Here is a 22,134-nt window from a genome sequence, read left to right as displayed (position 1 = left end):
CCCCGCCCGCGATCAACCAGGCCCCGCCCGCCATCAACCCGGCCCGCCCCGCCCGGTCAGGGTGGCCGCCGCCGCCGAGGGCCGCCGCCGAGGGCCGCCGCCGCACGCCACGCCGGGCGGTCAGGCCGCCCGGTCGCCCCGGGCCAGTTCCGCGAGGCGGTCGATCTGGGCGGGATCGGACAGGGCCGACCCGACCGCCACCACCTTGACGCCGGCCGCCAGGAAGTCGGCCGCGTTGCCGGCGTCGATGCCGCCGGTGGCGACGAAGCGCAGCTCGGGCAGCGGCCCGGCGACGGCCTTGAACCACTGCGGCCCGAGGCTCACCGCCGGGAACGCCTTCAGCCAGGTCAGCCCGTGGTCGCGGGCGCGCTGCGCCTCGGTCGGGGTGGCCACCCCGGGCAGGTGCGGGATCCCGTAGGTCAGGGCCACGTCGGCCACCGCGAGGTCGAGCCCGGGCGCGACGGTGAACGCCGCGCCGGCCGACGCGGACTGCCGGACCTGCGCCGGGGTGAACACGGTGCCCGCCCCGACGATCCGGTCCCGCTCCCGCCCCGCCTCCACGGCCGCGCGCAGCGCGGTCACCGCCTCGGGGGTGCGTACCGGCACCTCCACCACGTCGATGCCGAGGTCCCAGGCCCGGTTGGCGAGCCGGACCGTCTCCTGCGGCGGCAGGTCGCGGAGGATCACCATGACCCGCGCGCCAGCGAAGATCGGTGCGAAGTCGTGCGCCGTCACCGGCTGCCCCTTCCGTTTCCAGGGCCGGCGGCGCCGGTCCCCACGTGTGCGCCCCCGTCATCGGCGACGGCCGTCCCGTCGCAGCCGGCCAGGCCGTCGAGCAGGCCGGCCCCCACCGGGTCGAGCGCCGCCCACCCGTCGGCGGTCAGGTCCACGACCCCGTCGAGGTCCCGCCGCCGGGGCGGGGGCGCGCAGTCGCCGGGCACCGCGAGGGCCCGGACCGCGACGACGTGGCCGCAACGCAGCGCGGCGGCGTGGTCCAGCCCACGCAGCACGGCGGAGAGGTAGCCGGCGGCGAAGGCGTCCCCCGCCCCGACCGGTTCCACCACCGGCGCGCGTAGCGCCGGCACGAACACCGCCGGCCCGGTGCGCGGCAGCGCCGTCGCGCCGACGGCCCCGTCCTTGACGACCACCGTCGCGGGGCGGGGCAGCAGCCGGCGTACCGCCTGCGGGTCGGCGGTCCCCCACAGCCGCTCGGCCTCGTCCAACCCGACGAGGACGATGTCGGCCCGGTCGGCGAGGTCGCGCAGCACGTCGGCGGCCCGGTCGGCGGGCCAGAGCCGGGGCCGGTGGTTGACGTCGAAGCTGACCAGCGCGCCGCGCAGCGGCCGGTCGTCGACCGCGTGCGCCACGAGGGCACGGCAGGACTCCGACAGCACCGGGGTGATGCCGGACAGGTGCAGCAGCCGCGCGCCGGCCAGGCGCGGGTCGTCCAGCGCCCCGGGGCCGAGCCGGGACGCGGCCGAGCCGGCCCGGTAGTAGTGCACGCCGGTGGCCTCCGGCCGGGGGTCCTTGAAGTAGACGCCGGTCGGCGCGTGCGCGTCGAGCGCGACCGAGGCGACGTCGACGCCCCCGCCGGCGACCTCGCGCAGCACCATCCGCCCGAACGGGTCGTCGCCGACCCGGCTGACCCAGGCCACCCGGTGGCCGAGCCCGGCCAGGCCGATGGCCAGGTTGGACTCCGCGCCGCCAACGCCGAGCCGGAGCCGGTCGGCACGCTCCAGCGGCGCGGCGTCGGTCGGCGACATGACCACCATGGTCTCGCCGACGGTGACCACCTCGGGGCCGGGCCCGCCCGTCACGCCCGTACCGCCGCTTCGGTGACGGCCAGGGCGGCGGCCGCGTCGCGGTCGAGGACCCCGTCGGCCACGACCACGCCGTGCCGCCCGTGCCGGCTGCCGCCGGCCGGCACCACGGCCGGGGTCTCGAAGGCGAACGCCACGCAGACCCCCGGGTACATCGCCGTGCGCACGAACCACCGGTCGCCGGGCCCCAGGCCCGTGAAGACCAGAGTGTACGCGCCGCCGCCCGGCCCGGTGCCGGTCAAGGCGACCCACGGCTCGGCGCTGCCGTTGACGTGCTCCTCCCCGTCGGCGGAGGCGGTGAAGGCGTGCGGCGGCTCGGCGGCGACCGCCCGCCAGAAGAACCCGCCGTAGCCGGCGCCGCCGGGGCGGCCGTTGGTGGCGGGGCTGCCGAGGGGGACGTCCCGGTCGGCGGGGGCGGTCAGGGCGTACCGCACGTCCAGCCGCCAGGCGTCGGGGTGGCCGGGCACCGGGTCGGCGGCGAGGCGGCGGCGTTCGGTGAGCAGCACCGCGCCGGCCGGGTCGCGCCACTGGAGCCGGTGGGCGAGCACGTCGTCGGCGCGTTCGTCCCATCCGGTGTGGACGATCCGGCCGTGGTCGTCGCGCCAGGTGTAGCCGGCGTCGCGCACGTAGGTGCGCCCGCCCCACAGGTTGGTGCCGGCGACGTCCTGCACGGCCAGGGACGCCCCGAGGTGCCAGACGTGGTCGGCCGGCAGCTCGTCGGTCACCACCGTCCCGCCCAGCGTCCGCACCGGGTGCAGGTAGGGGCGGGGGCCGTGCGTGGCGTCGAGGTCGGGGGCGAGCACGTAGCGGGCCACCTCGACGCCGCCGACGCGCAGCCGGGGGTCGTCGGGGCTGCCGGGGCCCGCGTCGTCGGTGCGGGGGCGGGGGTGCTGGTCGGTCACGAGGGCTCCACGGCGACGGCGGGGCGGCGGGCGACCGCATGCAGGGCGGCCAGAGCGTACCCGGCGAGGATCGGCAGCGCGACCGGGATGACCAGCGCGGTCAGGACACCGGCCACACAGCACACGCCGCTGGCCGCCGCCCAGCCGCCCGGGCGGACCAGGCAGGCGCGGGCGGCGGCGCGGGCCGCGGCCCGCCACCCCCGCCCGCCGGCCCGCCCGACCTCGACGACGACGAGACCGGCGTATCCGGCCAGGGCCGCCGTGACGACGCCGGTGACCAGCAACGCGGGTGCCCCGCCGGGAACCCGGCCGGTGGCCAGCGCGGCCAGGTCCGCCCCGAGCAGGACCGCGCCGGCCAGCACGGCGAGGGTGACCGGCACGCCGGCCGGCAACCCCCGCACGTACCGGCGCAGCGTGGTCCGTGCGTCGGGCCAGCCGCCGTCGGTGATCCGGTCGTGCACGGCGGCGCTGGCGGTGGCGAGCGCGGCGCCGGCGGTGACCACCGGCAGCGCGCCCACCACCAGCGCGAACCCGACCAGGGCCAGGTCGGCGGCGTCGCGGAGCACGTCCCGCCAGTCCCGGCGGGCCGGCACGTCCTGCGGCACGGTGTTCATCCCTTGAGGCCGCTGGTGTTGATGCCCTCGACGAGCATCCGCTGGAAGGCCAGGAAGAACAGGAACACCGGCAGCAGGGACAGCACCGACATGGCGAACATCGGGCCGACCGCGCTCTGGCTGGTCGAGTCGATGAACAGGGTCAGCGCCACCGGCACCGTGTAGTCCTCCAGGCTGGACAGGAAGACCAGCTGCCGGAAGAAGTCGTTCCACGTCCAGATGAACGAGAAGATCGCGGTGGTGACCAGCGCGGGGCGGCTCAGCGGCAGGATGACGTGCCGGAAGATGCCGAACGCGCTGGCCCCGTCGATCTTCGCGGCCTCGTCCAGCTCACGCGGGATGCCCCGCATGAACTGCACCATCAGGAAGACGAAGAACGCCTCGGTCGCCAGGAACTGCGGGATCAGCAGCGGCAGGTACGGCCATTCGCCGCCGACCAGCCCGAGGCTGCGGAACAGGATGTACTGCGGCACGATCAGCACGTGCCCCGGCAGGAGCAGGGTGCCGATCATGATCGCGAACCACATCCCGCGCAGCCGGAACCGCAGGCGGGCGAAGGCGTACGCGGCGAGCAGGCAGGAGACCGCGTTGCCGACGACGGTCAGCAGGCTGACCATCGCGCTGTTGAGGAAGAAGCGGCCGAAGCTGAGGTCGAAGTTGGTCCACCCGTCGACGTAGTTGCCGGGGGTGAACTCCTTCGGCAGCAGGCCGATGTTGCTGACGATCTCCTCCTGGCTCTTGACCGAGGTGCCGATCATCCAGAACAGCGGGTAGAGCACGACCACCACGATCGCGATCAGGACGAGCAGGCGTACGGCCTGCCCCCGTCCGGCGCGCGGGCGGCGCGGCCCGGTCACCGGCGCTTCTGCGGTAGCCGTCGTCACCGGTCCTCCCCGTCGGAGTAGTGCACCCAGAACCGTCCGGTGCTGAAGAAGACCGCCGTGATGACGCCGATGGCGATCAGGAAGACCCAGGCCATCGCCGAGGCGTAGCCCATCTCCAGGTCGGTGAAGCCCTTGATGTAGAGGTTCAGCGTGTACATCAGTGTGGAGTCGACCGGGCCGCCGGTGCCGTTGCTGAGCACGAAGGCCGCGGTGAAGCCCTGGAAGCCGTTGATGGTCTCCAGCACCAGGTTGAAGAAGATGACCGGGGAGAGCATCGGCAGGGTGACGGCGCGGAACTGCCGCCACCTGCCGGCCCCGTCCACGGACGCGGCCTCGTACAGCTCGGTCGGCACCTGCTTGAGCCCGGCCAGGAAGATCACCATGGGCGCGCCGAACTGCCAGATGGCGAGCACCATCAGCGTCTCCAGCGCCCAGTCGGGGTCGTTGACCCAGGGCTTGCCCTCGATGCCGAACAGGGCCAGCATCGAGTTGAACGCGCCGTCGCGGTTGAACATGTTGACCCAGACGATGGCCAGCGCGACGCTGCCGCCGAGCAGCGACGGCAGGTAGAACAGGCTGCGGAACAGCCCGACCCCGCGCCAGGCCCGGTTGAGCAGCAGCGCCACGCCGAGCGCGGCGGCCAGCTTCAGCGGCACCGCCACCAGGGCGAAGGTCAGGGTGACGCGCACCGCGTGCCAGTACGAGGGATCGCTGGTGAACATCCGCTCGTAGTTGGCGAAGCCCACCCACTCGACCTCCGAGAAGGGGGTGAGGATGTCGTAGTTGGTGAAGCTGAGGTAGAGGGACAAGAGCATGGGAATCGCCGTGATGGCCATCAGTCCGATGAGCCAGGGCGAGAGGAAGACGTACCCCGCGAGACCTTCGCTTTGCCGGATCCGCCCGGCCACGCCGTGGGGGGCGTGGGCGCGGGCGGATCCGGTGCCGCGTCGGGTCGGGTCGGGCACCGTGGTCAGGGCCACGAGCCGGCTCCTTTCCGAGCGTGTGCGGCGGTTCAGGCGATGGCGGACTTGCAGGCGTCCATGAACAGGGCCGCGGCGGCGGCCGGGGCGAGCCGGCCGTACTGCGCCTCCTCGGCCGCCTTGATCAGCTCGGCGCGGACCTTGCTGTGGCCCTTGATCGGCACCTGCGGCGACTGGCCGAACTTCTGGGCCAGCTCGGTCTCCACCGCGATCGACTGCTTCATCGCGGGGTCGGTGGTGTCGTCGCTGACGACGCGGCGCAGGTCCAGGTTGGACGGCAGCCCCCGGTCGGTGCCGAGGATCTTGACGGCCTCCGGGTCGTTGGCGAGGAAGTTGAGCACGTCGACGGCGATGTCCTTGTGCTTGCTGCCCTTGAACACCGACCAGTACATGGAGGCGCGGGCCCACTGGGCGCTCGGGTCACCCGGGTAGGCGACCACGCCCAGCTCGTCCTTGGTGTTCTTCTTCAGCTCCGGCATCTGGTTGACCCAGACCCAGGAGGTGCCGGCCTTGCCGGTGACCACGAGCTGCTTGGTGATGTCGGTGGCGTTGCCCTCGTGGATCACGTCCGGGGTCGGGGTCGCGCCCCGGTCGCGGGCGCCCTTCCACAGCTCGAACCACTTGGTGACGTCCTCGACGGTGAAGCCGAGCTCCGTGCCCTTGTACATGTCCTTGCCCTGCTGGCGCAGCCACACCCAGAACGCCTTGTAGTCGGCGCTGGGGTCCATGGTGCCGGGGATCTTGGTCTTCTTCGCCACCTGCTCGGCCCAGGCGATGTGCTCCTCCCAGGTCATGCCGGTGGTCGGCTCCGGGAGGCCGTTCTTGGTGAGCAGGGTCTTGTTGTAGACCAGGCCCTGGGTGTTCTCGCCCGCGGCCAGGCCGGCGAGCTTGCCGTCGACCACGCCGTACTGCCAGAGGCTCTTGGGGAACTTCGACACGTCGAGCTTGCCGGAGTCGGAGTAGCTGGTCAGGTCGAGCGTGGTGTTGCGGGCCGCGTACTCGGCGAGGTAGTTGTCGTCGATCTGGAAAATGTCCGGCGGGTTGCCGCCGGCGGTGAGGGTGGCCAGCTTGTCGAAGTAGCCCTGGTTGGCCTGCCAGGTCTTCTCGAACGTGACGTTCGGGTTCTTCTTGGTGTAGAGAGCGAGGGCGTCCTCGGTCAGCTTGGCGCGGGCCTCGCCGCCCCACCAGAAGATGGAGAGCTTGACCTTGCCGTCGTCGCCGGCGGAGTCGTCGTCACCGCAGGCGGCGGCGCCGAGGACCAGCGGCGCGGCCACGGCGAGGGCGACGAGCCCGCGCAGCAGCCGACGGCGGGGAGTACGGTGGGAACGCCCGGCGGGTGCGCCGGCGGTGGGGGGCGTGGCGGGGTGCATGTGCGCTCAACTCCTTGGCGTTAGGAGGCGACAGCGCCACCGGTGGCCGCCCTCGGGCGGCCCGGGTCCGCAGGGCGATGCGGATCCGGGCCGACACGGACGGCACCGGGGCTACCGGTCCCTGCAGCGGGTCCGGTGGAGTCGCGGATGACCAACTCGGTCTGGAGCATTACCTGTGCGGTGGTGCGACGGGCGCCGACTGCCGTGCCCCTGCCGGCGCCCCGCGGTCCCCGCGGCGCGTCGGTATCCTGTTGCAGCAGCATGTCGACGGCCGTCCGGCCGGCGGCCGCGGTAGGCGTGGCCACCGTCGTCAACTTGGGCCGGGTGAGCCGGCTCAGGGCGATGTCGTCGATGCCGACGACGCTGACGTCCTGTGGCACCCGGACGCCGAGGGCGTCGAGGCCCTCGATCAGCCCGATCGCCATCAGGTCGTTGTAGGCGAGCACGGCGGTGACGCCGCTGCGCTGGACATGTTCGGCCAGCGCGAGGCCGCCGTGCTCGGTGGGCGGGTTGGGCCCGAGGACGGTCAGCTCGGCGCCGCCGGCCCGGGCCGCGGCGGCGGCCGCGCGCCGGATCTCCCGGCTGGTCCACGAGCCGCGCGGCCCGCTGAGCAGGCCGATCGCGGTGTGGCCGAGGCCGGCGAGGTGCTCGATCGCCGAGCGGGCGCCCTGACCGACGTCCATCACCACGCAGGGCAGGCCGGTCACCTGGCGGTTTATCACCACCAGCGGGACCTCGCGGCTGAGCTGCTCGATGAGGCTGTTGCTCATCCGGGGGCTGCACAGCAGCACCCCGTCGACCTGCTTGGCCAGGGCGTGGACCAGCTCCTCCTCGGCCATCGGGTCCTCGTTGGTGTCCGCGACGAAGATGTGGTAGTCGCGGTGCCGGGCCTGTCCCTCCGCCGCCTTGATCAGTGGCGGGAAGAACGGGTTGGCGATGTCGGCGATGATAAGGCCGATGTTGTGGGTGCGGCCGGTGATCAGGGCCCGCGCGGCGCGGTTGGGCCGGTAGCCCAGGTCCTCCGCGCAGGCCAGCACCCGGACCCGGGTTTCCGGGTTGACCAGGTGCGGCGCGGAGAACGTGCGGGATACCGTCGAGATGTGCACGCCGGAGGCCCGCGCGACGTCCCTGATGGTGACTGGCACGGCGGCCCTTTCGTCCGGTGTGGCTGCGGTCACGTGGGTGCCGCCAATTAATGCAAACGGTTGCTCCAGTGTCAACGCTCGAAGATTACGACCAGGTTTCGAACGGGCACGCACCATGCGTTCGTATGCTGCCAAAGTGGGGCAAGGCACGCGGATTTTGTTTCCGTCGTTGACGCGCCGCGATCGATCGTGGTTTCTTCACTGCAAACCTTTGCAGCCAGCCAGGAGGCCCCCGCGATGTCTTCGAGAACCGGTGGACGGACCCGTCACGCGGTGGTGGGCACCGGTGCCCGGGCCGAGATGTTCGTCCGGGCGCTGGTGCGCGACCACGCCGACACCGCCGAGCTGGTCGCGTTCGCCGACGTCAACCAGGCCCGCATGGACGCGCACAACCGGTGGCTCGGCGAACTGGGCCACGCGCCGGTGCCGACGTACCGCGCCGACGAGTTCGCCGCGATGCTGGCCAAGGAGCGGGTCGACACGGTGCTGGTCACCACCGTCGACGCCACCCACGACGAGTACATCGTCGCGGCCCTGCACGCCGGCTGCGACGTGGTCTCGGAGAAGCCGATGACCGTCGACGCCCCGCGCTGCCGGCGCATCCTGGAGGCGGTCGCCGAGACCGGCCGGCACGTCACGGTCGCGTTCAACTACCGCTACAACCCCCTGCACGAGCAGCTGCGCCGGCTGCTCGCCGACGGCGCGGTCGGCGAGATCGGGTCGGTGCACTTCGAGTGGCTGCTCGACGTGCGCCACGGCGCGGACTACTTCCGGCGCTGGCACCGCGACAAGGCCAACTCCGGCGGGCTGATGGTGCACAAGGCCAGCCACCACTTCGACCTGGTCAACTGGTGGCTCGACGCCACCCCGGTCGAGGTCTACGCCGCCGGCCGGCTGTTCTTCTACGGCGACGCCGGCCGCCGGCACGGCTACGCCCGCGACTACGCCCGCGCGCACGACGCCCCGGCCGCCGCCGACGACCCGTTCGCGCTGCGGATGGCCGAGCACCCCCGGCTGCGCGAGCTGTACCTCGACGCCGAGGCCGAGGACGGTTACCACCGCGACCAGAACGTCTTCGCCCCCGGTGTCACCATCGAGGACGACATGGCCGTGCTGGCCCGCTACTCCACGGGCGCGACGATGACCTACCATCTCACCGCGTACGCCCCCTGGGAAGGCTACCGGGTGATGGTCAACGGCAGCCGGGGCCGCCTCGAACTGGAGGTCGTGGAGAGCGAGTTCGTCAGCCCGCAGGCCGCCGGCGCGCTCAAGGGCGCGGCGCTGCACGGCACCGAGGCCGCCGCCGAGGGCGGCTCGGCCACGCTCACGCTGCGCCCCTACTGGCAGCCGCCGCAGCGCATCGAGGTCGAGGGCTACACCCGGCAGGGCCACGGCGGCGCGGACGCCCGGATGACGCAGGTGCTCTTCGGCGGCGCGACGGACCCGCTGCGCCGGGCGGCCACCGCCCGCGACGGCGCCCTCGCGCTGCTCACCGGCCTGGCCGCCAACCGGTCCTTCGAGACCGGCCAGGCCGTCCGGGTGGCCGACCTGCTCTCCCTGCCCTGACCGACCGCGCCCGGGGCGCGCCGCCTCAGCGGCCCGCCCCGCCGGGGCCGGCCGGCGCTGCCCGGCCCCGCCGGCCCGTCCCCGCACCATCGACCGCATCCGAGGAGCCATCCGACGTGCCGACCACCTCCCGACCCGACCTGCTCCTCCCCGCCGACCCGGGCCTGCGCGCGCTGGCCCGGCAGCTGTACGCGCTGGCGGCGGAGCAACCGATCATCTCCCCGCACGGGCACGTCGACCCGGCCCTGCTGGCCGAGGACCGGCCCTTCCCGGACCCCTCCCGGCTGATCATCGTGCCCGACCACTACCTGACCCGGATGCTGCTCAGCCAGGGCGTGCCCCCGGCCGAGCTGGGCGTCCCCACGGTGGACGGCAGCCCGGTGGAGACCGATGGCAGGAAGATCTGGCGGCGCTTCGTCGACGGCTGGCACCTGTTCCGGGGCACCCCGTCGCGGCTGTGGCTGGAGCAGACCCTCACCGAGGTCTTCGGGGTCGACACCCCCCTGTCACCCGCCACCGCCGACGCCGTGTACGACCAGGTCGCGGCCCGCCTCGCCGAGCCCGAGTTCCGGCCCCGGGCCCTGTTCGACCGGTTCAACATCGAGGTGCTGGCCACCACCGAGTCGCCCCTGGACGACCTGGCCCAGCACGCGAAGCTCGCCGCCGACGGCTGGGGCGGCCCCGGCGGCAAGGTGGTCACCACCTTCCGCCCGGACAACGTGGTCGACATGGAGTTCGACAACTGGGCCGGCAACGTCGAGCAGCTCGGCGCGGTCGCCGGGGAGGACACCGGCACGTACGCCGGCTTCCTGGCCGCCCTGCGGCGGCGCCGGGAGGCGTTCATCGCGGCCGGCGCGACCTGCTCCGACCACGGCCACCCGACCGCGCAGACCCTGGACCTCGACGCCCGGGAGGCCGCGGCGCTGTACGAGCGGGGCCTGCGCGGCACGGCCGACGCCGCCGACGCGGAGGCGTTCCGGGCGCACATGCTGCTGGAGTTCGCCCGGATGTCGCTCGACGACGGCCTGGTGATGCAGCTGCACCCCGGCTCGGTGCGCAACCACAACCGCTGGCTGTACGCCCGGCACGGCCGCGACGTCGGCGGGGACATCCCGCAGGCCACCGAGTACCTGCACGCGCTCACCCCGCTGCTGGACGCCCACGGCAACGACCCCCGGCTGCGGGTGGTGGTCTACACCCTCGACGAGTACACCTTCACCCGGGAGTTGGCCCCGCTCGCCGGCGGCTACGCGGCCCTCTACCTGGGCGCGCCCTGGTGGTTCCTGGACTCCCCCGAGGTGCTGCGCCGGTTCCGGGAGGCGGTCACCGAGACCGCCGGCTTCTACAACACGGCCGGGTTCGTCGACGACACCCGGGCGTTCTGCTCCATCCCGGTGCGCCACGACGTGGCCCGCCGCGTCGACGCCGGCTTCCTCGCCCGGCTGGTCGCCGAACACCGGCTGACCGAGGACGAGGCCGCGGAGACCATCGTCGACCTCGCCTACCGCCTGCCCAAGAGGGTCTACAAGATCGGGGAACAGCTGTGAGTGTCAGGATCACCTCCGTCGATGTGCACGACGTGCGCTTCCCGACCGCGGCGGCCGGCGACGGCTCGGACGCGATCAACAAGGGCGACTACTCGGCGACGTACGTCGAGCTGGGCACCGACGCCGGGGTGGTCGGCGCGGGTTTCACCTTCACCAACGGGCGGGGCAACGAGATCACCTGCGCCGCCGTGCGTGCCCTGGCCCACCACGTGCGGGGCCGCACGATCGAGGAGATCGTCGCCGAGCCGGTGACGTTCTGGCGCTCGCTCAGCGCCGACGTGCAGCTGCGCTGGCTGGGCCCGGAGAAGGGCGTCATCCACATGGCCACCGGCGCGCTGGTCAACGCCGTGTGGGACCTGCGGGCCAAGCTCGCCGGCAAGCCGATGTGGCGGTTCCTCGCCGAACTGCCCACCGAGGAGCTCGTGGCCAGCATCGACTTCCACCACATCACCGACGCCCTCACCCCCGACGAGGCGGCCACCATCCTCGACAAGGGCCGCGACGGGATGGCCGACCGGGTCGCCCTGCTGGAGCGCGACGGCTTTCCGTCGTACACCACGTCGGTCGGGTGGCTGGGCTATCCCGACGAGAAGGTCCGGGCGCTGACCCGCGAGGCGTACGCGGCGGGCTGGCGGGCGATGAAGATGAAGGTGGGCGGCCCACCGGCCGACGACCTGCGCCGCGCGCGGATCATCCGCGCCGAGATCGGCCCGGACGCGCTGCTGATGATGGACGCCAACCAGGTGTGGGACGTCGACGAGGCGATCACCAACATGACGGCGCTGGCGGAGGTCGACCCGTACTGGATCGAGGAGCCGACGCACGCCGACGACATCCTCGGCCACGCCCGGATCGCCCGCGCGGTGACCGAGCTGACCGGCGGCCGGTGCCGGGTGGCCACCGGCGAGGTGGCCGCCAACCGGGTGATCTTCAAGCAGCTGCTCCAGGCCGAGGCGATCGGCGTCATGCAGATCGACGCCTGCCGCGTCGGCGGGGTCAACGAGGTGCTCGCGGAGATCGTCATGGCGGCGAAGTTCGGCGTGCCGATCTGCCCGCACGCCGGCGGCGTCGGCCTCTGCGAGTACGTCCAGCACCTGGCCGTCTTCGACTTCCTGCGCGTCGGCACCAGCCTCGACGGCCGGATGGTCGAGTACGTCGACCACCTGCACGAGCACTTCGTCGACCCGGTCCGCACCCGGGACGGGCGCTACCTGCTGCCCACCGCGCCCGGCTACAGCGCCACCATGCGCCCCGAGTCGATCGTCGAGTTCCGCTTCCCGGACGGCCCGGCATGGCGGTGACCGTGGGCGCGTCCCGCCTCGGGCTGGCCGCGCTGCGCCGACTGCCCGAAGCCAGCCGACCGCTGCTGCGCCCCGGCACCGTGCCGGCCGGCATCGTGCACCTGGGCCTCGGCGCGTTCCACCGCGCCCACCAGGCCGTCTACACGGAGGCGGCGGTCGGCGCGGCCGGCGGCGACTGGGGCATCGTCGGTGTCGCCCCGCGCAGCACCGACCTCGTCGAGACGTTCGCCGCGCAGGACAACCTGTTCAGCGTGACCACCCTGTCCGGCGAGGGCGACAGCACCCGGGTGATCGGGGCCCTGGCCGGGGTCCGACACGCGGCGAGCGACCCGAACGCGGTGGTCGCGCTGCTGGCCGACCCGGCGATCCGGGTGGTCACCCTGACCGTGACGGAGAAGGCGTACCAGCTCGACCCGGTGACCGGGCGGCTGAGTCCCGACGCGGCGCTCGCCGCCGACCTGGCCGGCGACGCGCCGCCGACGACGGTGCCCGGCCTGCTGGTGCGCGGGCTGGCCGCCCGGGCGGCGGCCGACGCCGGGCCGGTCGCGCTGGTCAGCTGCGACAACCTGCCCGCCAACGGCGCCCGGCTGCGCGGGCTGGTCGAGCAGGCGCTGGCCCGCTCCGGCGCCGCCGACCGGGTGCTGTCCTGGGTGTCCGAGCAGGTCACGTTCCCCGGCACGATGGTGGACCGGATCGTGCCGGCCAGCACGGCGCAGACCCTCGCCGCGGCCCGCGACGCGCTGGGCTTCGCCGACCTGGCGGCCGTGGCCGCCGAGCCGTACCGCCAGTGGGTGATCGAGGACGACTTCCCGGGCGGCCGGCCGGCGTGGGAGGCGGCCGGGGCGGTGCTCACCGACGACGCCGGGCAGTGGGAGCGGGTGAAGCTGCGCGGCCTCAACGGGCTGCACTCGGCCACCGCCTACCTGGGCGCCCTCGCCGGGCGGGAGACCGTCGCCGACGCGCTGGGCGTGCCCGGGCTGACCGGGATACTGCGCCGGCTGGTCGCCGAGGAGGTGGCGGCCAGCTTCACCCCGCCGGACGGGGTGTCGATGGTCGCGTACGGTGACGAGGTGCTGGCGCGGTTCGCCAACCCGGCGATCCGCCACCGCACGCTCCAGATCGCCATGGACGGCTCGCAGAAGCTGCCCCAGCGGGTGCTGCACACCATCGTGGACCTGCGCGCGGCGGGCCGGTCGGCCCGCTGGTCGGCGCTGGTGGTGGCCGCGTGGATGCGGTTCGTGTGCGGGACCGCCGACGACGGCACGGCGCTGCCGCTGGCCGACCCGCTCGCCGAGCGGATCACCGGCGCGCTGGCCACCGCGGGCGGCACCCCGGCCGGGGTGGTCGAGGCGCTGTTCGGGCTACGGGAGGTCTTCCCCGCCGAGGTGGCCGGCGACGACGAGGTCCGCGCCGACGTCACCGACTGGCTGACCGCCCTGCAGCGGCACGGGGTCACGGCGACCCTCGCGGGGGCGGCATGAGCGCGGGGCCGGCGTGAGCGCGGGGGCGACCGGCGCGCCGCCCCGGGTGGCGGTCATCGGCGCGAACGGGCACGGCCGCTGGCACCGCCGGGTGATCGCGCCGCTGCACGACGCCGGCCGGGTGCGCCTGGTCGCGCTTGTCGACGTACGCCCGATCGAGCCGGAGCCGGCGGCGCCGCTGCCGGCCGACGCGGCGGTCTTCACCGACCACGCCCAGATGCTCGCGGTGGCCAGGCCGGACGTGGTGGTGGTCTGCACCCCGCCGCACACCCACCTGCCGATCGCCCGGGACGTGCTGGCCGCCGGGGCGGACGTGCTGCTGGAGAAGCCGCCGGTGCTGTCGATGGCCGAGCACCGGCTGCTGGCCGCCGCCGTGGCCGAGACGGGCCGGGCCTGCCAGGTCGGCTTCCAGGCCCTCGGCTCGGCGGCGCTGGCCGAGCTGACGGCGGCGGTGACGGCGGGGCGGCTCGGCACCGTCACCGGCATCGCCACGGTGGCCGCCTGGCAGCGCTCGGACGGCTACTACGCGCGGGCCCCCTGGGCGGGCCGGCGCACGCTGCACGGCCGGCCGGTGCTCGACGGGGCGCTGGCCAACCCGCTCGCCCACGCCGTGATGCAGTGCCTCGCCGTGGCCGAGGCCGTCACCGGCACGCCGGTGCGGCCGGCGACGATCGAGCTGGAGCGCTACCGGGTGCGCCCCATCGAGGTGGACGACACGGCGGCCCTGCGGGTCGTGCCGCGCTCCGGGCCGCCGATCGTGGCGGCGGTGACCCTGGCCGGCGAGGACTTCGTCGCCGGGGAGGTGATCGTGACGGGCTCGGCCGGGCGGGCGGTGCTGGAATATCCGACGGACCGGCTGCTGCTGCCCGGCGACGACGCGCCCCGCGAGGTGCCGGGGCGGCGCGGCCTGCTGGAGAACCTGCTGGCGCACCGGGCCGACCCGGCCGGGACGCCGCTGATCGCCCCGCTGGCCCGCACGGCGCCGTTCACGGCCGTGCTGGAGGCGGTCCAGGCCGCGCCCGAGCCGACGCTGCTCGGCGGCGACCTGGTGACCGCGGCCGGCCAGGGGCCGGACCGGGTGCTGACCGTGCGCGGCGTCAACGCGGCGCTGCGGGAGGCGGCCGGGTCCGGGGCGCTGCTGTCGGAGCTGGGCGTGCCGTGGGCGGTGCCGCCGGTGCGCACCGAGCTGACGAGGGAGGAGGAGGCCTGAGGCGGGGCCCGTGCCGGGCCAGTGAAAACGCACTGCAAACGACGGGCGACTGCCGCACCCGCAAATCGGGCGCAACCACCGCGTTCGCGACCGCGATCGGTCGGGCAAATGCCGCCTGTCACGATTTGATGCAACATAGCTGCATATAGAGATTATTGACTCACTTGAGTGATTTTCCTTACGGTCAGTCGTACCGGCATTTCGTACCCGTTACGGAATCCGCCGCACCGACAGACCCCTTCGGAGAGTCCTCATGCGCCACCGCTTTCCCGGGGCGGCCCTGGTCGCCCTGTCCCTGCTGGTCACACCGGGCGCGGCGGCCGCCGCGCCCGCCGACGCCGGCGGCCCGGTGCCCCGACCCGTCGAACGGTTCGCCCGCCAGACGCTGCCCGCCGGCGACGGCTGGGCGGCCGACGGCGTCGGCACCACCGGCGGCTCCGCCGCCGCCGCCGACCAGGTCCACCTCGTGCGCACCCGCGCCGAGCTGGTCGACGCCCTCGGCGGCGACAACGCCACCAACCGCACCAACACCACGCCCAAGGTGATCGTCGTCGACGGCGTGATCGACGGCTTCGAGGCCGCCGACGGCGGCCTGCTCGGCTGCGCCGACCTGGCCGACCCGGAGTACTCGCAGGCGGCCTACCTCACCGCGTACGATCCGGCCGTCTGGGGCATGGTGCCCCCGACCGGGCCGCTGGAGGCCGCGCGGGTGCGCTCGGTGGCCAACCAGACGAAGCAGACCCAGATCAACGTCGGCCCGAACACCACCATCGTGGGGCTGCGCGGGGCGACGCTCACCGGGCTGACCCTGATGATCGACACCGCGAACAACGTGATCCTGCGGAACCTCACCTTCGACGACGCCCGGGACTGCTTCCCGGCCTGGTCACCGACCGACGGCGCGACCGGCAACTGGAACTCCCAGTACGACCAGGTCTCGGTGCGCCGCAGCGAACACGTCTGGGTCGACCACAACACGTTCACCGACGGCGACAACCCCGACAGCGCGCAGCCGGTGTACTTCGGCCGCCCCTACCAGGTGCACGACGGCTCCCTGGACATCACCCACACCGCCAGCCTGGTCACCGCCTCGTACAACCGGTTCGTCGGCCGGGACAAGCTCATGCTGATCGGCTCGTCGAACACCGTCGGCCCGGACGTCGGCCGGCTCAAGGTGACCCTGCACCACAACATGTTCGACCGGGTGCTGCAGCGGCTGCCGCGCGTCCGGTTCGGCCAGGTCGACGTCTACAACAACTGGTACCGGCTCTCCGGCGAGGGCTTCGAGTACGCCGTCGGCGTCGGGGTGCAGTCCGCCGCGTACGTGGAGAACAACCACTTCACCCTCGGCGCGGGCATCGCCGCCGAGGACCTGCTCTACGACTGGGGCGGCACCGCCGTCACCACCCGCGGCAACTGGGTGCGCGCCGACGGCGACCGGGCCCGCCCGGTCGACCTGGTGGCCGCGTACAACGCGACCCACGACCCCGACCTGGGCACCGACGCCGGTTGGACGCCGGCCCTGCGCCACGGTCAGGTGCTGCCCGCGCCGCTGGTCCCGCTGGTGGTCGGCGCGCTCGCCGGCGCAAACCGCCTGCCGCTGTGAAAGGAGGGGCCCCTTGTTAACGCATACGGTAGAGAAGGGTCCCCTTCTCACCTGACTCGGCGTGCCGGGGCGGGGGCCCCCTCTCTTCCCCGTCCCGGCACGTCGACCACCCGATCAGGGCGCACAGGGGTCAGCCCCGGCGGGCCGCCCGGTGGTGCCGCCACAGCCGCACCGCCACCACCACCACCACGATCACGGCCAGCACCGCCTCCCCGCCGAGGCCGAGACGACGCTCCAGCAGCCGGTACGAGGCGCCCGCGAGGAACCCGAGCACCGCGACCGTGACCGACCAGAGCAGCCCGCCGGCCACGTTGGCCAGGGTGAACGTGGCCTGCGGCATCCCGCTGAGCCCGGCGATCCCCGGCACCAGGGCCCGCAGCGCCGCCGCCCAGCGGCCGATCACCACGGCGAGCGCGCCCCGGCGGCGCACCAGGTCGAGCGCACGCCGCAGTTCGCCCGAGCGGACGAACCGCCGGGGCGTACGCGCCAGCAGCCGGCGGCCGTAGCGGCGGCCGACCAGGTAGCCGGCCTGGTCGCCCAGCGCCGCCCCCGCCACCGCGGCCACGATCACGGCCCACAGCGGCAGCCGGCCGGAGTGCGCCACCACCCCGCCGACCAGCACGGCGATCTCCCCCGGCACGAACAGCCCCAGGAACGTCGACGCTTCCAGCGCGGGCAGCAGGAAGACCAGGGCGAGCACCAGCGCGGGCGGCAACGCCACCAGCACCGCCAACACCCGGTCCACCCGATCATTCTGCCCAGCCGGCATGCCAGTCGACGGCGATCATGTTTTCCGGACGCCGCAGTGCACGCCGCCGCGACCGCGCCACGCGACATGTTCAGCCCGGCCGCCAGGTTCCGTGATTACGGCCCGCGCCCCGGTAGCGCCTGACTAGCCTCAGTCAAGACGTCATGTGAGCGCCGCTCACCCTCGGGTCCGGGTGGACGGCGGACGGGGGGTTCGGCGCATGCGCGGTCCGCTCTTCCGCGGGTGGCTCTGGATGCCCAGGATCTGGTGATCGCGGCTGTCCCGCCGCACCCAGACGATACTGGGCGGCGATCTACGCGAACAGCAGCTCCAGCGGGCGACGGCATTCCCGACCAGGGCACGCTGGTGGCACTATCCGTGGCACTGGATCTTCCTCCTCGCGCTCGTAACCATCGTCGTTTTGGTCTGCACCATCACCCAGTTGATCGAGCCGCTGTTCCACCTGTTCGCTCACCACATCTTCGGTTGGACGGGACTCGGCAGATACGTGCCGGGGTGGTGGAACTTCTGCCGGGCCTCCGGGCAACCCGGCGACACGGCCGACCCGGCACGCGCGGCCTGCACCTCGATCACCGGATTCCTAAGCCCGGTTAGCTCCATCGCCCTAACTCTTTTCGTTTTCTACCTTTTTACCCGCTTTCACGTTCGCCGCTGGTACCGCAGGCGCGCGGAGACGCGGCCGTACGAGTTGGTGCAGACCGCGAACGACGACATCGACCAGGTGGTGGGCCGACGCGAGCTGTGCGAGGTGCTGATCGAGCGGATCCGCGACGATCGGGTGCGTTGCCCGACGATCATCGTGGGCGGGGTCGGCAGCGGCAAGACGGCCACCCTGGTCGCGCTCACCAGGCAGCTGGCGCGCCGGGGGATCCTGCCGATCCCGATCCGGTTGCACGACGCCCAGGACAAGAACCACCTGGACTTCGAGCAGATGGCCCGGGACCGCTTCCTCCAAGAGATCAACGCGCGCCTGTACAGCGACTCGCAGGGTGCTCGGCTCTGGCGCATGCTGCGCTGGGGAAACCGGTTGGCGGTCCTTGCCGACGGCCTGGAGGAGACGACGAAGGCGGACAAGTCACGCAGCGGCGAGAGCGTCATCCGGGCCGCGATCGAAAAGGCAGCCGACGACCACCTGCCGCTGGTCATCGCGTCACGTCCCTACGACCCGCTGCGCGGGATGCCCGCGATAATAGTGGCCGTGGAGTCGCTGGGCGAGGGCGCCGCCCTGGATTACGCCCTCACCAGCAAGGACCGGTCGCATCCGGCCGCCTGGGCGCCGGTCATCGACATGGTGCTCGCCGCCGACGTCACGGAATCCCCGCTGTTCCTACGAATCATCCGGGATCTTAACCAGCAGGGTCGCCTGCGCTACCGAACGGGCTACCAGTCGGATCCCGACGTGGTGAGTCGTCCAGTGGACCGTTACGCCGCCCGCTGGGAACTGCTCAGCGCCTGGCGTGACGCGCTGCTCGACGGCTACCTCCGGGAGGACTTCGCGCGGGACAGACGGGAACGCGAGGACACCCTCTTGGTCATCTCCGCGTTCGCCTGCGCGGGGTTCCTACGAGACTCGCTCCAGGTGACATACGACGACCTCACCGACCACGGCCACTGGGCGGATCCAAAATCGCGCAACAGGCCCTTGTTCGACTTGCTGTCGCGGAAACTGACCGGCGAATGGGACCTTCGGGAACGCGACACCCTCGCGCATGCCGCGACCGAGGGCAGCCAGTTGGGTCTCGTCGATGCGCAGAGCGACGGGATTCGGTTCCAGCACGGAGACATCCAGGCATACCTTGGCGGACGACTGCTCGCCGATCCCGAACTGCGGAGCTGGCTGCTGCCCCTGCTCGTCACCGGCTCACCCAGCCGTGAGGGGTTGACCGCGATGCGCCTGCTCTCCCGGTGCCTCGAGCACGACCGTTCGACGCACAAGCCGCTTCTCACCAGACCATCCGCGTTGCGAGCGGTTTGGTCCAATACCCGTAGCAGAACGGACGACGCCGCCGATATGGTGCAGCGACTCTGGCAAGAAGCCCCCCCCCCCCCGCAAGCCCAACCCCTGCTGGCAACTGGAGTTCTACGCCGCAGCCCTGGAGATCGACACGAGTGCCTCCCTGCCCCAGCATTGCCGACTGGTCAGGGAACTGGCCCGCAGATGGCCGCAGTATCAGCACGGCGTCCGCGACCGCCCGCTCGACGAGGCCAAGCTGGAGGTGGTGCGGCGCATAGGGGAGGCAGCCCGGCTGGTGACCGACCGACGCAGACACTCGGCGATCGACCAACGTCGCCCATTACTCGCGCCGCCTTACGAGGCCCTCTTCGGGCTGGCCGCCGGGGAACGATCGTACCGAGTGCGGTGGGCTGCAGCCCGGGAGCTGGGGCTCGGCGGAGTGGATGCCAGTGCTTCCCTGCTCCGGTCTGACCTGCTGCGCCCCGTAAGCATGAGTCTGCACTCGGAAATCAGCCCCGAGCAGCAGAAGAGAGCGATGAAGAAACAGCAACTCCGTGGCTGGGTGGTGCCGCTGCTGTACCTGTCCACGGTCGAGGACGCCGGCTCGGAGGTGCCCGGCGAGCTGCGGGAGAGGCAGAGCCGAGCCGCCCTCGCCGAATGGCTGGGTGAGCTGGCCGCCCACGAGCCGGGGCACAGGAGTATGTCGATCACGTCGGAGATGGCGCTCGCACAGGGCTTTCGCCTCGCGGCCAACATGCGTCGGTTGCCCGTCGGCCGACCGCACTGGGATCGCAGCTTCCTGATCGAGAAGGCGGAGTTCGCCCTGCGGAACTCCCGCTTCTGGTACAGCCATCTGGCCCTCATCCAGGCCCTGACCCTGCTCTCACTCCCCGACGATCCGCTGGAACCCGTGCCTCGACGGGGGCGCGGTTCCAACCCGTACGGCCTGGTCCAGCAGTGGATCCATGCCGCGGGGAGGGCGGTGCCCGGGCGTGAGCGATGTGTCGGACACCCGTTCGTGTTCGAGGTGGGTCGGCTGTGCACGTACGCCCTCCTGACCCGAATGCCCGAACGATACTGCTGGATCGACGAGCGGGAGATCGCCAGCCGGGTCGGCTCGTGCAGCGGTTCCGCGTACGTTCGAAGCGAACAGCGGCTGTGGGTGCCCGATTCCATGGGATGGAGCGAACTCAACCGCAGGGCACAGCGGCTGATCGCCGACATCATGCTGCTGCTCAACCTGGCCGACCGGGGCGACACCCTGGCCGCACGCGAGGAGCGGCTGGCCCGCGCGGACCGCTGCGACCTGCCGCCCTGCCTCACCAACGACCGCTCGGCGATGCAGCCATCGCGCACGCTGCACGCCAGCGACCGGTGCGACCCCGGGGCCACCTGCCTGGACGACTGCGACTTCCGGCTGTGCCCGCTGCCCACCCGGGGCGAGCGGATGCCACACGAGATGGACCAGAACTTCTGCGCGCGGCAACGGGACCTGGCCACCCTGCGCTACGTCTTCGAGGCCCGGGCGCCGTGGCAGAACGCCAACCGGCGATCGTTGAGACGCTTCTGGCAGCAGATGTCGGAACGGCAGCTGCCCACCTGGCGGCGCTGAGGTGTCGACCGTGCCGTCGCAACACCGACGACGAGGCCCACGGACGGTGAAGATCAGCTATAAGTGGTGGATGGACTTCCCGCCGTACCTGGCCTCGATGCCCATGCACGCGATCACCGAGATCCACGGCGAGCCCGGCCTGCGGGAACGGTTCCGGCTGGAGATCGGCGCGTTCGACGAGGACGATCGCGCCCGGCTCACCGCCGCCCTCGACCTCGCCGCCGAGCTGCACCGCGACGACCGGCGGGTGCGCGAGCCGTACCTGAACCACCTGCTGCGGGTCGCGATCCGGATGATGCACCACTACCAGGTGCGCGACGCGGACGTGATCGTCGCCGGCCTGCTGCACGACGCGGTGGAGGACCACCCGGCGGAGCTGGCGGGCCAGCACCGCGCGGGGCCGGCGGCCGGCGGCGACCCCACGGCCGCGGCGCTGGCGGCGCTCGCCGAGCGGTTCGGCCCGCGGGTCGCGCGGCTGGTCGGCGCGGTCACCAATCCGGTGTACGACCCGGGCCGGGACCGGCACGCGCAGTACCGGGAGCACGTGGCGGCCAGCCTGGACCGCGAGCCGTGGGCCCGGGTGGTCAAGGTCTCCGACTTCACCGACAACGGGGTCGGGTTGATCCACACCGTCGGGCCGAAGGTGCACTCCCTGGCGGCGAAGTACCGCCCGTTGGTGCCGGTCCTGCGGGAGCTGGTCGCCCGGCCGGACACCCCGCTCGCGCCGGCGGTCAAGGAGCACATCTTCGGCCAGCTCGACCTCGCCGAGGAACGCTTCGCCGCGATCCTCGACCAGCCGGGAAGCCGGGGCCCCGACCGGCCGGTGAGCGCGCGGGCCCCGGCGGGCGCGGGCTCCGGCGCGACCCGCTCAGCGGCGGCGGCCGTGCGCAGTCGCCTCGGCGGCGCGGCGGCGCGCCGACCGGCTCAGCGGCGCGGCAGGGCGCGCGCCGTGCGGCGGCGCACGTCCGGCACGCGTTCCGGCGCGTCCCGCAGCACCACCCGCAGCGGGTGCGGGGCGTCACCGGCGGCGCCGCCGAGGACCGCCAGGAGCAGGCCGAGGTGTCCGACGGGTTCGTCGGCGAGCAACTGCGCGGCCTCGTCGACCACCAGGGTCAGCGGGCCGGCGTCGAGCCGGTCGCGCAGGCTGTCGGCGAGCGCGTCCCAGTTGCGGCCGACGTGGCCGGGCAGGTCGAGCGCGCCGACCAGCGCCGTGAACAGGCCGGCCCGGCTGCGGGCGCGCGCTGCGGGCAACACGGTCCGCTCCCCCGACGCGTCCGTGGGGCCGGCATCCGCGATGCTCAGCCACGACGGCAGCCCGAAGGCGTACCCCTCGATCATGGTGCCCTCCCCGGCGCGGGGCCGGACCGCGCGGA

At 73.1% G+C, this 22,134-nt stretch carries 18 protein-coding genes and 1 pseudogene; 9 read left to right on the top strand and 10 right to left on the bottom strand.

The window, feature by feature from the left end; translation table 11 throughout:
- Positions 1 to 120 precede the first annotated feature (120 nt).
- The 8 genes from GA0070558_RS09135 to GA0070558_RS09105 all read right to left on the bottom strand — a co-directional run bounded on the left by GA0070558_RS09135 (position 121) and on the right by GA0070558_RS09105 (position 7,715).
- Positions 121 to 735: a bifunctional 4-hydroxy-2-oxoglutarate aldolase/2-dehydro-3-deoxy-phosphogluconate aldolase gene (locus tag GA0070558_RS09135; protein WP_176734152.1), complete on the bottom strand. Its 615-nt coding sequence runs from the start codon at positions 733 to 735 to the stop codon at positions 121 to 123.
- Entirely contained in the window at positions 732 to 1,817 is a 1,086-nt protein-coding gene (locus tag GA0070558_RS33320) for a sugar kinase (protein ID WP_256091831.1), read from the bottom strand. The genes GA0070558_RS09135 and GA0070558_RS33320 overlap by 4 nt, the downstream gene beginning before the upstream one ends.
- On the bottom strand, positions 1,814 to 2,722 hold the full coding sequence (locus tag GA0070558_RS33315) for a DUF6807 domain-containing protein (RefSeq protein ID WP_176734151.1): 909 nt from the start codon (positions 2,720 to 2,722) through the stop codon (positions 1,814 to 1,816). Before GA0070558_RS33315 ends, GA0070558_RS33320 begins: the two co-directional genes overlap by 4 nt.
- Entirely contained in the window at positions 2,719 to 3,336 is a 618-nt protein-coding gene (locus tag GA0070558_RS09125; protein WP_091277655.1) for a hypothetical protein, read from the bottom strand. Before GA0070558_RS09125 ends, GA0070558_RS33315 begins: the two co-directional genes overlap by 4 nt.
- Positions 3,333 to 4,094: a carbohydrate ABC transporter permease gene (locus GA0070558_RS09120; RefSeq protein ID WP_228986886.1), complete on the bottom strand. Its 762-nt coding sequence runs from the start codon at positions 4,092 to 4,094 to the stop codon at positions 3,333 to 3,335. The genes GA0070558_RS09125 and GA0070558_RS09120 overlap by 4 nt, the downstream gene beginning before the upstream one ends.
- A 122-nt stretch (positions 4,095 to 4,216) precedes the next feature.
- Positions 4,217 to 5,200: a carbohydrate ABC transporter permease gene (locus GA0070558_RS09115; RefSeq protein WP_043963403.1), complete on the bottom strand. Its 984-nt coding sequence runs from the start codon at positions 5,198 to 5,200 to the stop codon at positions 4,217 to 4,219.
- Positions 5,201 to 5,232: 32 nt separating this feature from the next.
- Positions 5,233 to 6,570: an ABC transporter substrate-binding protein gene (locus GA0070558_RS09110; RefSeq protein ID WP_077937789.1), complete on the bottom strand. Its 1,338-nt coding sequence runs from the start codon at positions 6,568 to 6,570 to the stop codon at positions 5,233 to 5,235.
- 20 nt (positions 6,571 to 6,590) lie between these two features.
- On the bottom strand, positions 6,591 to 7,715 hold the full coding sequence (locus GA0070558_RS09105; RefSeq protein WP_077937788.1) for a LacI family DNA-binding transcriptional regulator: 1,125 nt from the start codon (positions 7,713 to 7,715) through the stop codon (positions 6,591 to 6,593).
- A gap of 237 nt (positions 7,716 to 7,952) precedes the next feature.
- Between GA0070558_RS09105 and GA0070558_RS09100 the strand changes: the two genes are divergently transcribed.
- The 6 genes from GA0070558_RS09100 (at position 7,953) to GA0070558_RS09075 (ending at position 16,426) form a co-directional block, all read left to right on the top strand.
- A complete protein-coding gene (locus GA0070558_RS09100; protein WP_091277653.1) occupies positions 7,953 to 9,281 on the top strand; it encodes a Gfo/Idh/MocA family protein in 1,329 nt (442 codons plus the stop codon).
- Between the two features lie 116 nt (positions 9,282 to 9,397).
- Positions 9,398 to 10,828: a glucuronate isomerase gene (gene uxaC / locus GA0070558_RS09095; RefSeq protein WP_091277652.1), complete on the top strand. Its 1,431-nt coding sequence runs from the start codon at positions 9,398 to 9,400 to the stop codon at positions 10,826 to 10,828.
- A complete protein-coding gene (locus GA0070558_RS09090) occupies positions 10,825 to 12,129 on the top strand; it encodes an enolase C-terminal domain-like protein (RefSeq protein WP_091277650.1) in 1,305 nt (434 codons plus the stop codon). The genes uxaC and GA0070558_RS09090 overlap by 4 nt, the downstream gene beginning before the upstream one ends.
- The gene (locus tag GA0070558_RS09085; RefSeq protein WP_091277647.1) at positions 12,120 to 13,610 is read left to right on the top strand and encodes a mannitol dehydrogenase family protein; all 1,491 of its coding nucleotides are present in this window, start codon (positions 12,120 to 12,122) and stop codon (positions 13,608 to 13,610) included. The genes GA0070558_RS09090 and GA0070558_RS09085 overlap by 10 nt, the downstream gene beginning before the upstream one ends.
- Before the next feature lie 13 nt (positions 13,611 to 13,623).
- Positions 13,624 to 14,820 carry a Gfo/Idh/MocA family protein gene (locus GA0070558_RS09080; protein WP_091277643.1) on the top strand — a complete coding sequence of 399 codons (1,197 nt, stop codon included), beginning with the start codon at positions 13,624 to 13,626 and terminating at the stop codon, positions 14,818 to 14,820.
- A 253-nt stretch (positions 14,821 to 15,073) separates the two neighbouring features.
- Positions 15,074 to 16,426, top strand: coding sequence for a pectate lyase family protein (locus GA0070558_RS09075; RefSeq protein WP_091277641.1), 1,353 nt, complete (start codon positions 15,074 to 15,076; stop codon positions 16,424 to 16,426).
- A 130-nt stretch (positions 16,427 to 16,556) separates the two neighbouring features.
- Here the strand turns inward: GA0070558_RS09075 and GA0070558_RS09070 are convergent, their stop codons facing one another.
- Positions 16,557 to 17,171 carry a DedA family protein gene (locus GA0070558_RS09070; RefSeq protein WP_218106971.1) on the bottom strand — a complete coding sequence of 205 codons (615 nt, stop codon included), beginning with the start codon at positions 17,169 to 17,171 and terminating at the stop codon, positions 16,557 to 16,559.
- A 445-nt stretch (positions 17,172 to 17,616) separates the two neighbouring features.
- Between GA0070558_RS09070 and GA0070558_RS09065 the strand changes: the two genes are divergently transcribed.
- The 3 genes and pseudogenes from GA0070558_RS09065 to GA0070558_RS09055 all read left to right on the top strand — a co-directional run.
- Positions 17,617 to 19,620, top strand: coding sequence for an ATP-binding protein (locus GA0070558_RS09065; protein ID WP_141722183.1), 2,004 nt, complete (start codon positions 17,617 to 17,619; stop codon positions 19,618 to 19,620).
- A gap of 64 nt (positions 19,621 to 19,684) precedes the next feature.
- Positions 19,685 to 20,761 carry a hypothetical protein gene (locus tag GA0070558_RS09060; protein ID WP_141722182.1) on the top strand — a complete coding sequence of 359 codons (1,077 nt, stop codon included), beginning with the start codon at positions 19,685 to 19,687 and terminating at the stop codon, positions 20,759 to 20,761.
- Positions 20,762 to 20,831: 70 nt separating this feature from the next.
- A pseudogene (locus tag GA0070558_RS09055) lies at positions 20,832 to 21,560 on the top strand (HD domain-containing protein); the annotation flags it as partial.
- Between the two features lie 125 nt (positions 21,561 to 21,685).
- On the opposite strand, the gene GA0070558_RS09050 reads toward GA0070558_RS09055, so the two are convergent.
- Complete coding sequence (locus GA0070558_RS09050) at positions 21,686 to 22,099, bottom strand: barstar family protein (RefSeq protein ID WP_077937791.1); 414 nt, start codon at positions 22,097 to 22,099, stop codon at positions 21,686 to 21,688.
- Between the last annotated feature and the right edge of the window lie 35 nt (positions 22,100 to 22,134).

The sequence above is a fragment of the Micromonospora haikouensis genome, from assembly GCF_900091595.1.
Taxonomy (GTDB): domain Bacteria; phylum Actinomycetota; class Actinomycetes; order Mycobacteriales; family Micromonosporaceae; genus Micromonospora; species Micromonospora haikouensis.
Note: the sequence above shows the minus strand (reverse complement) of the source record. Positions and strands in the feature narration are given on the sequence as shown.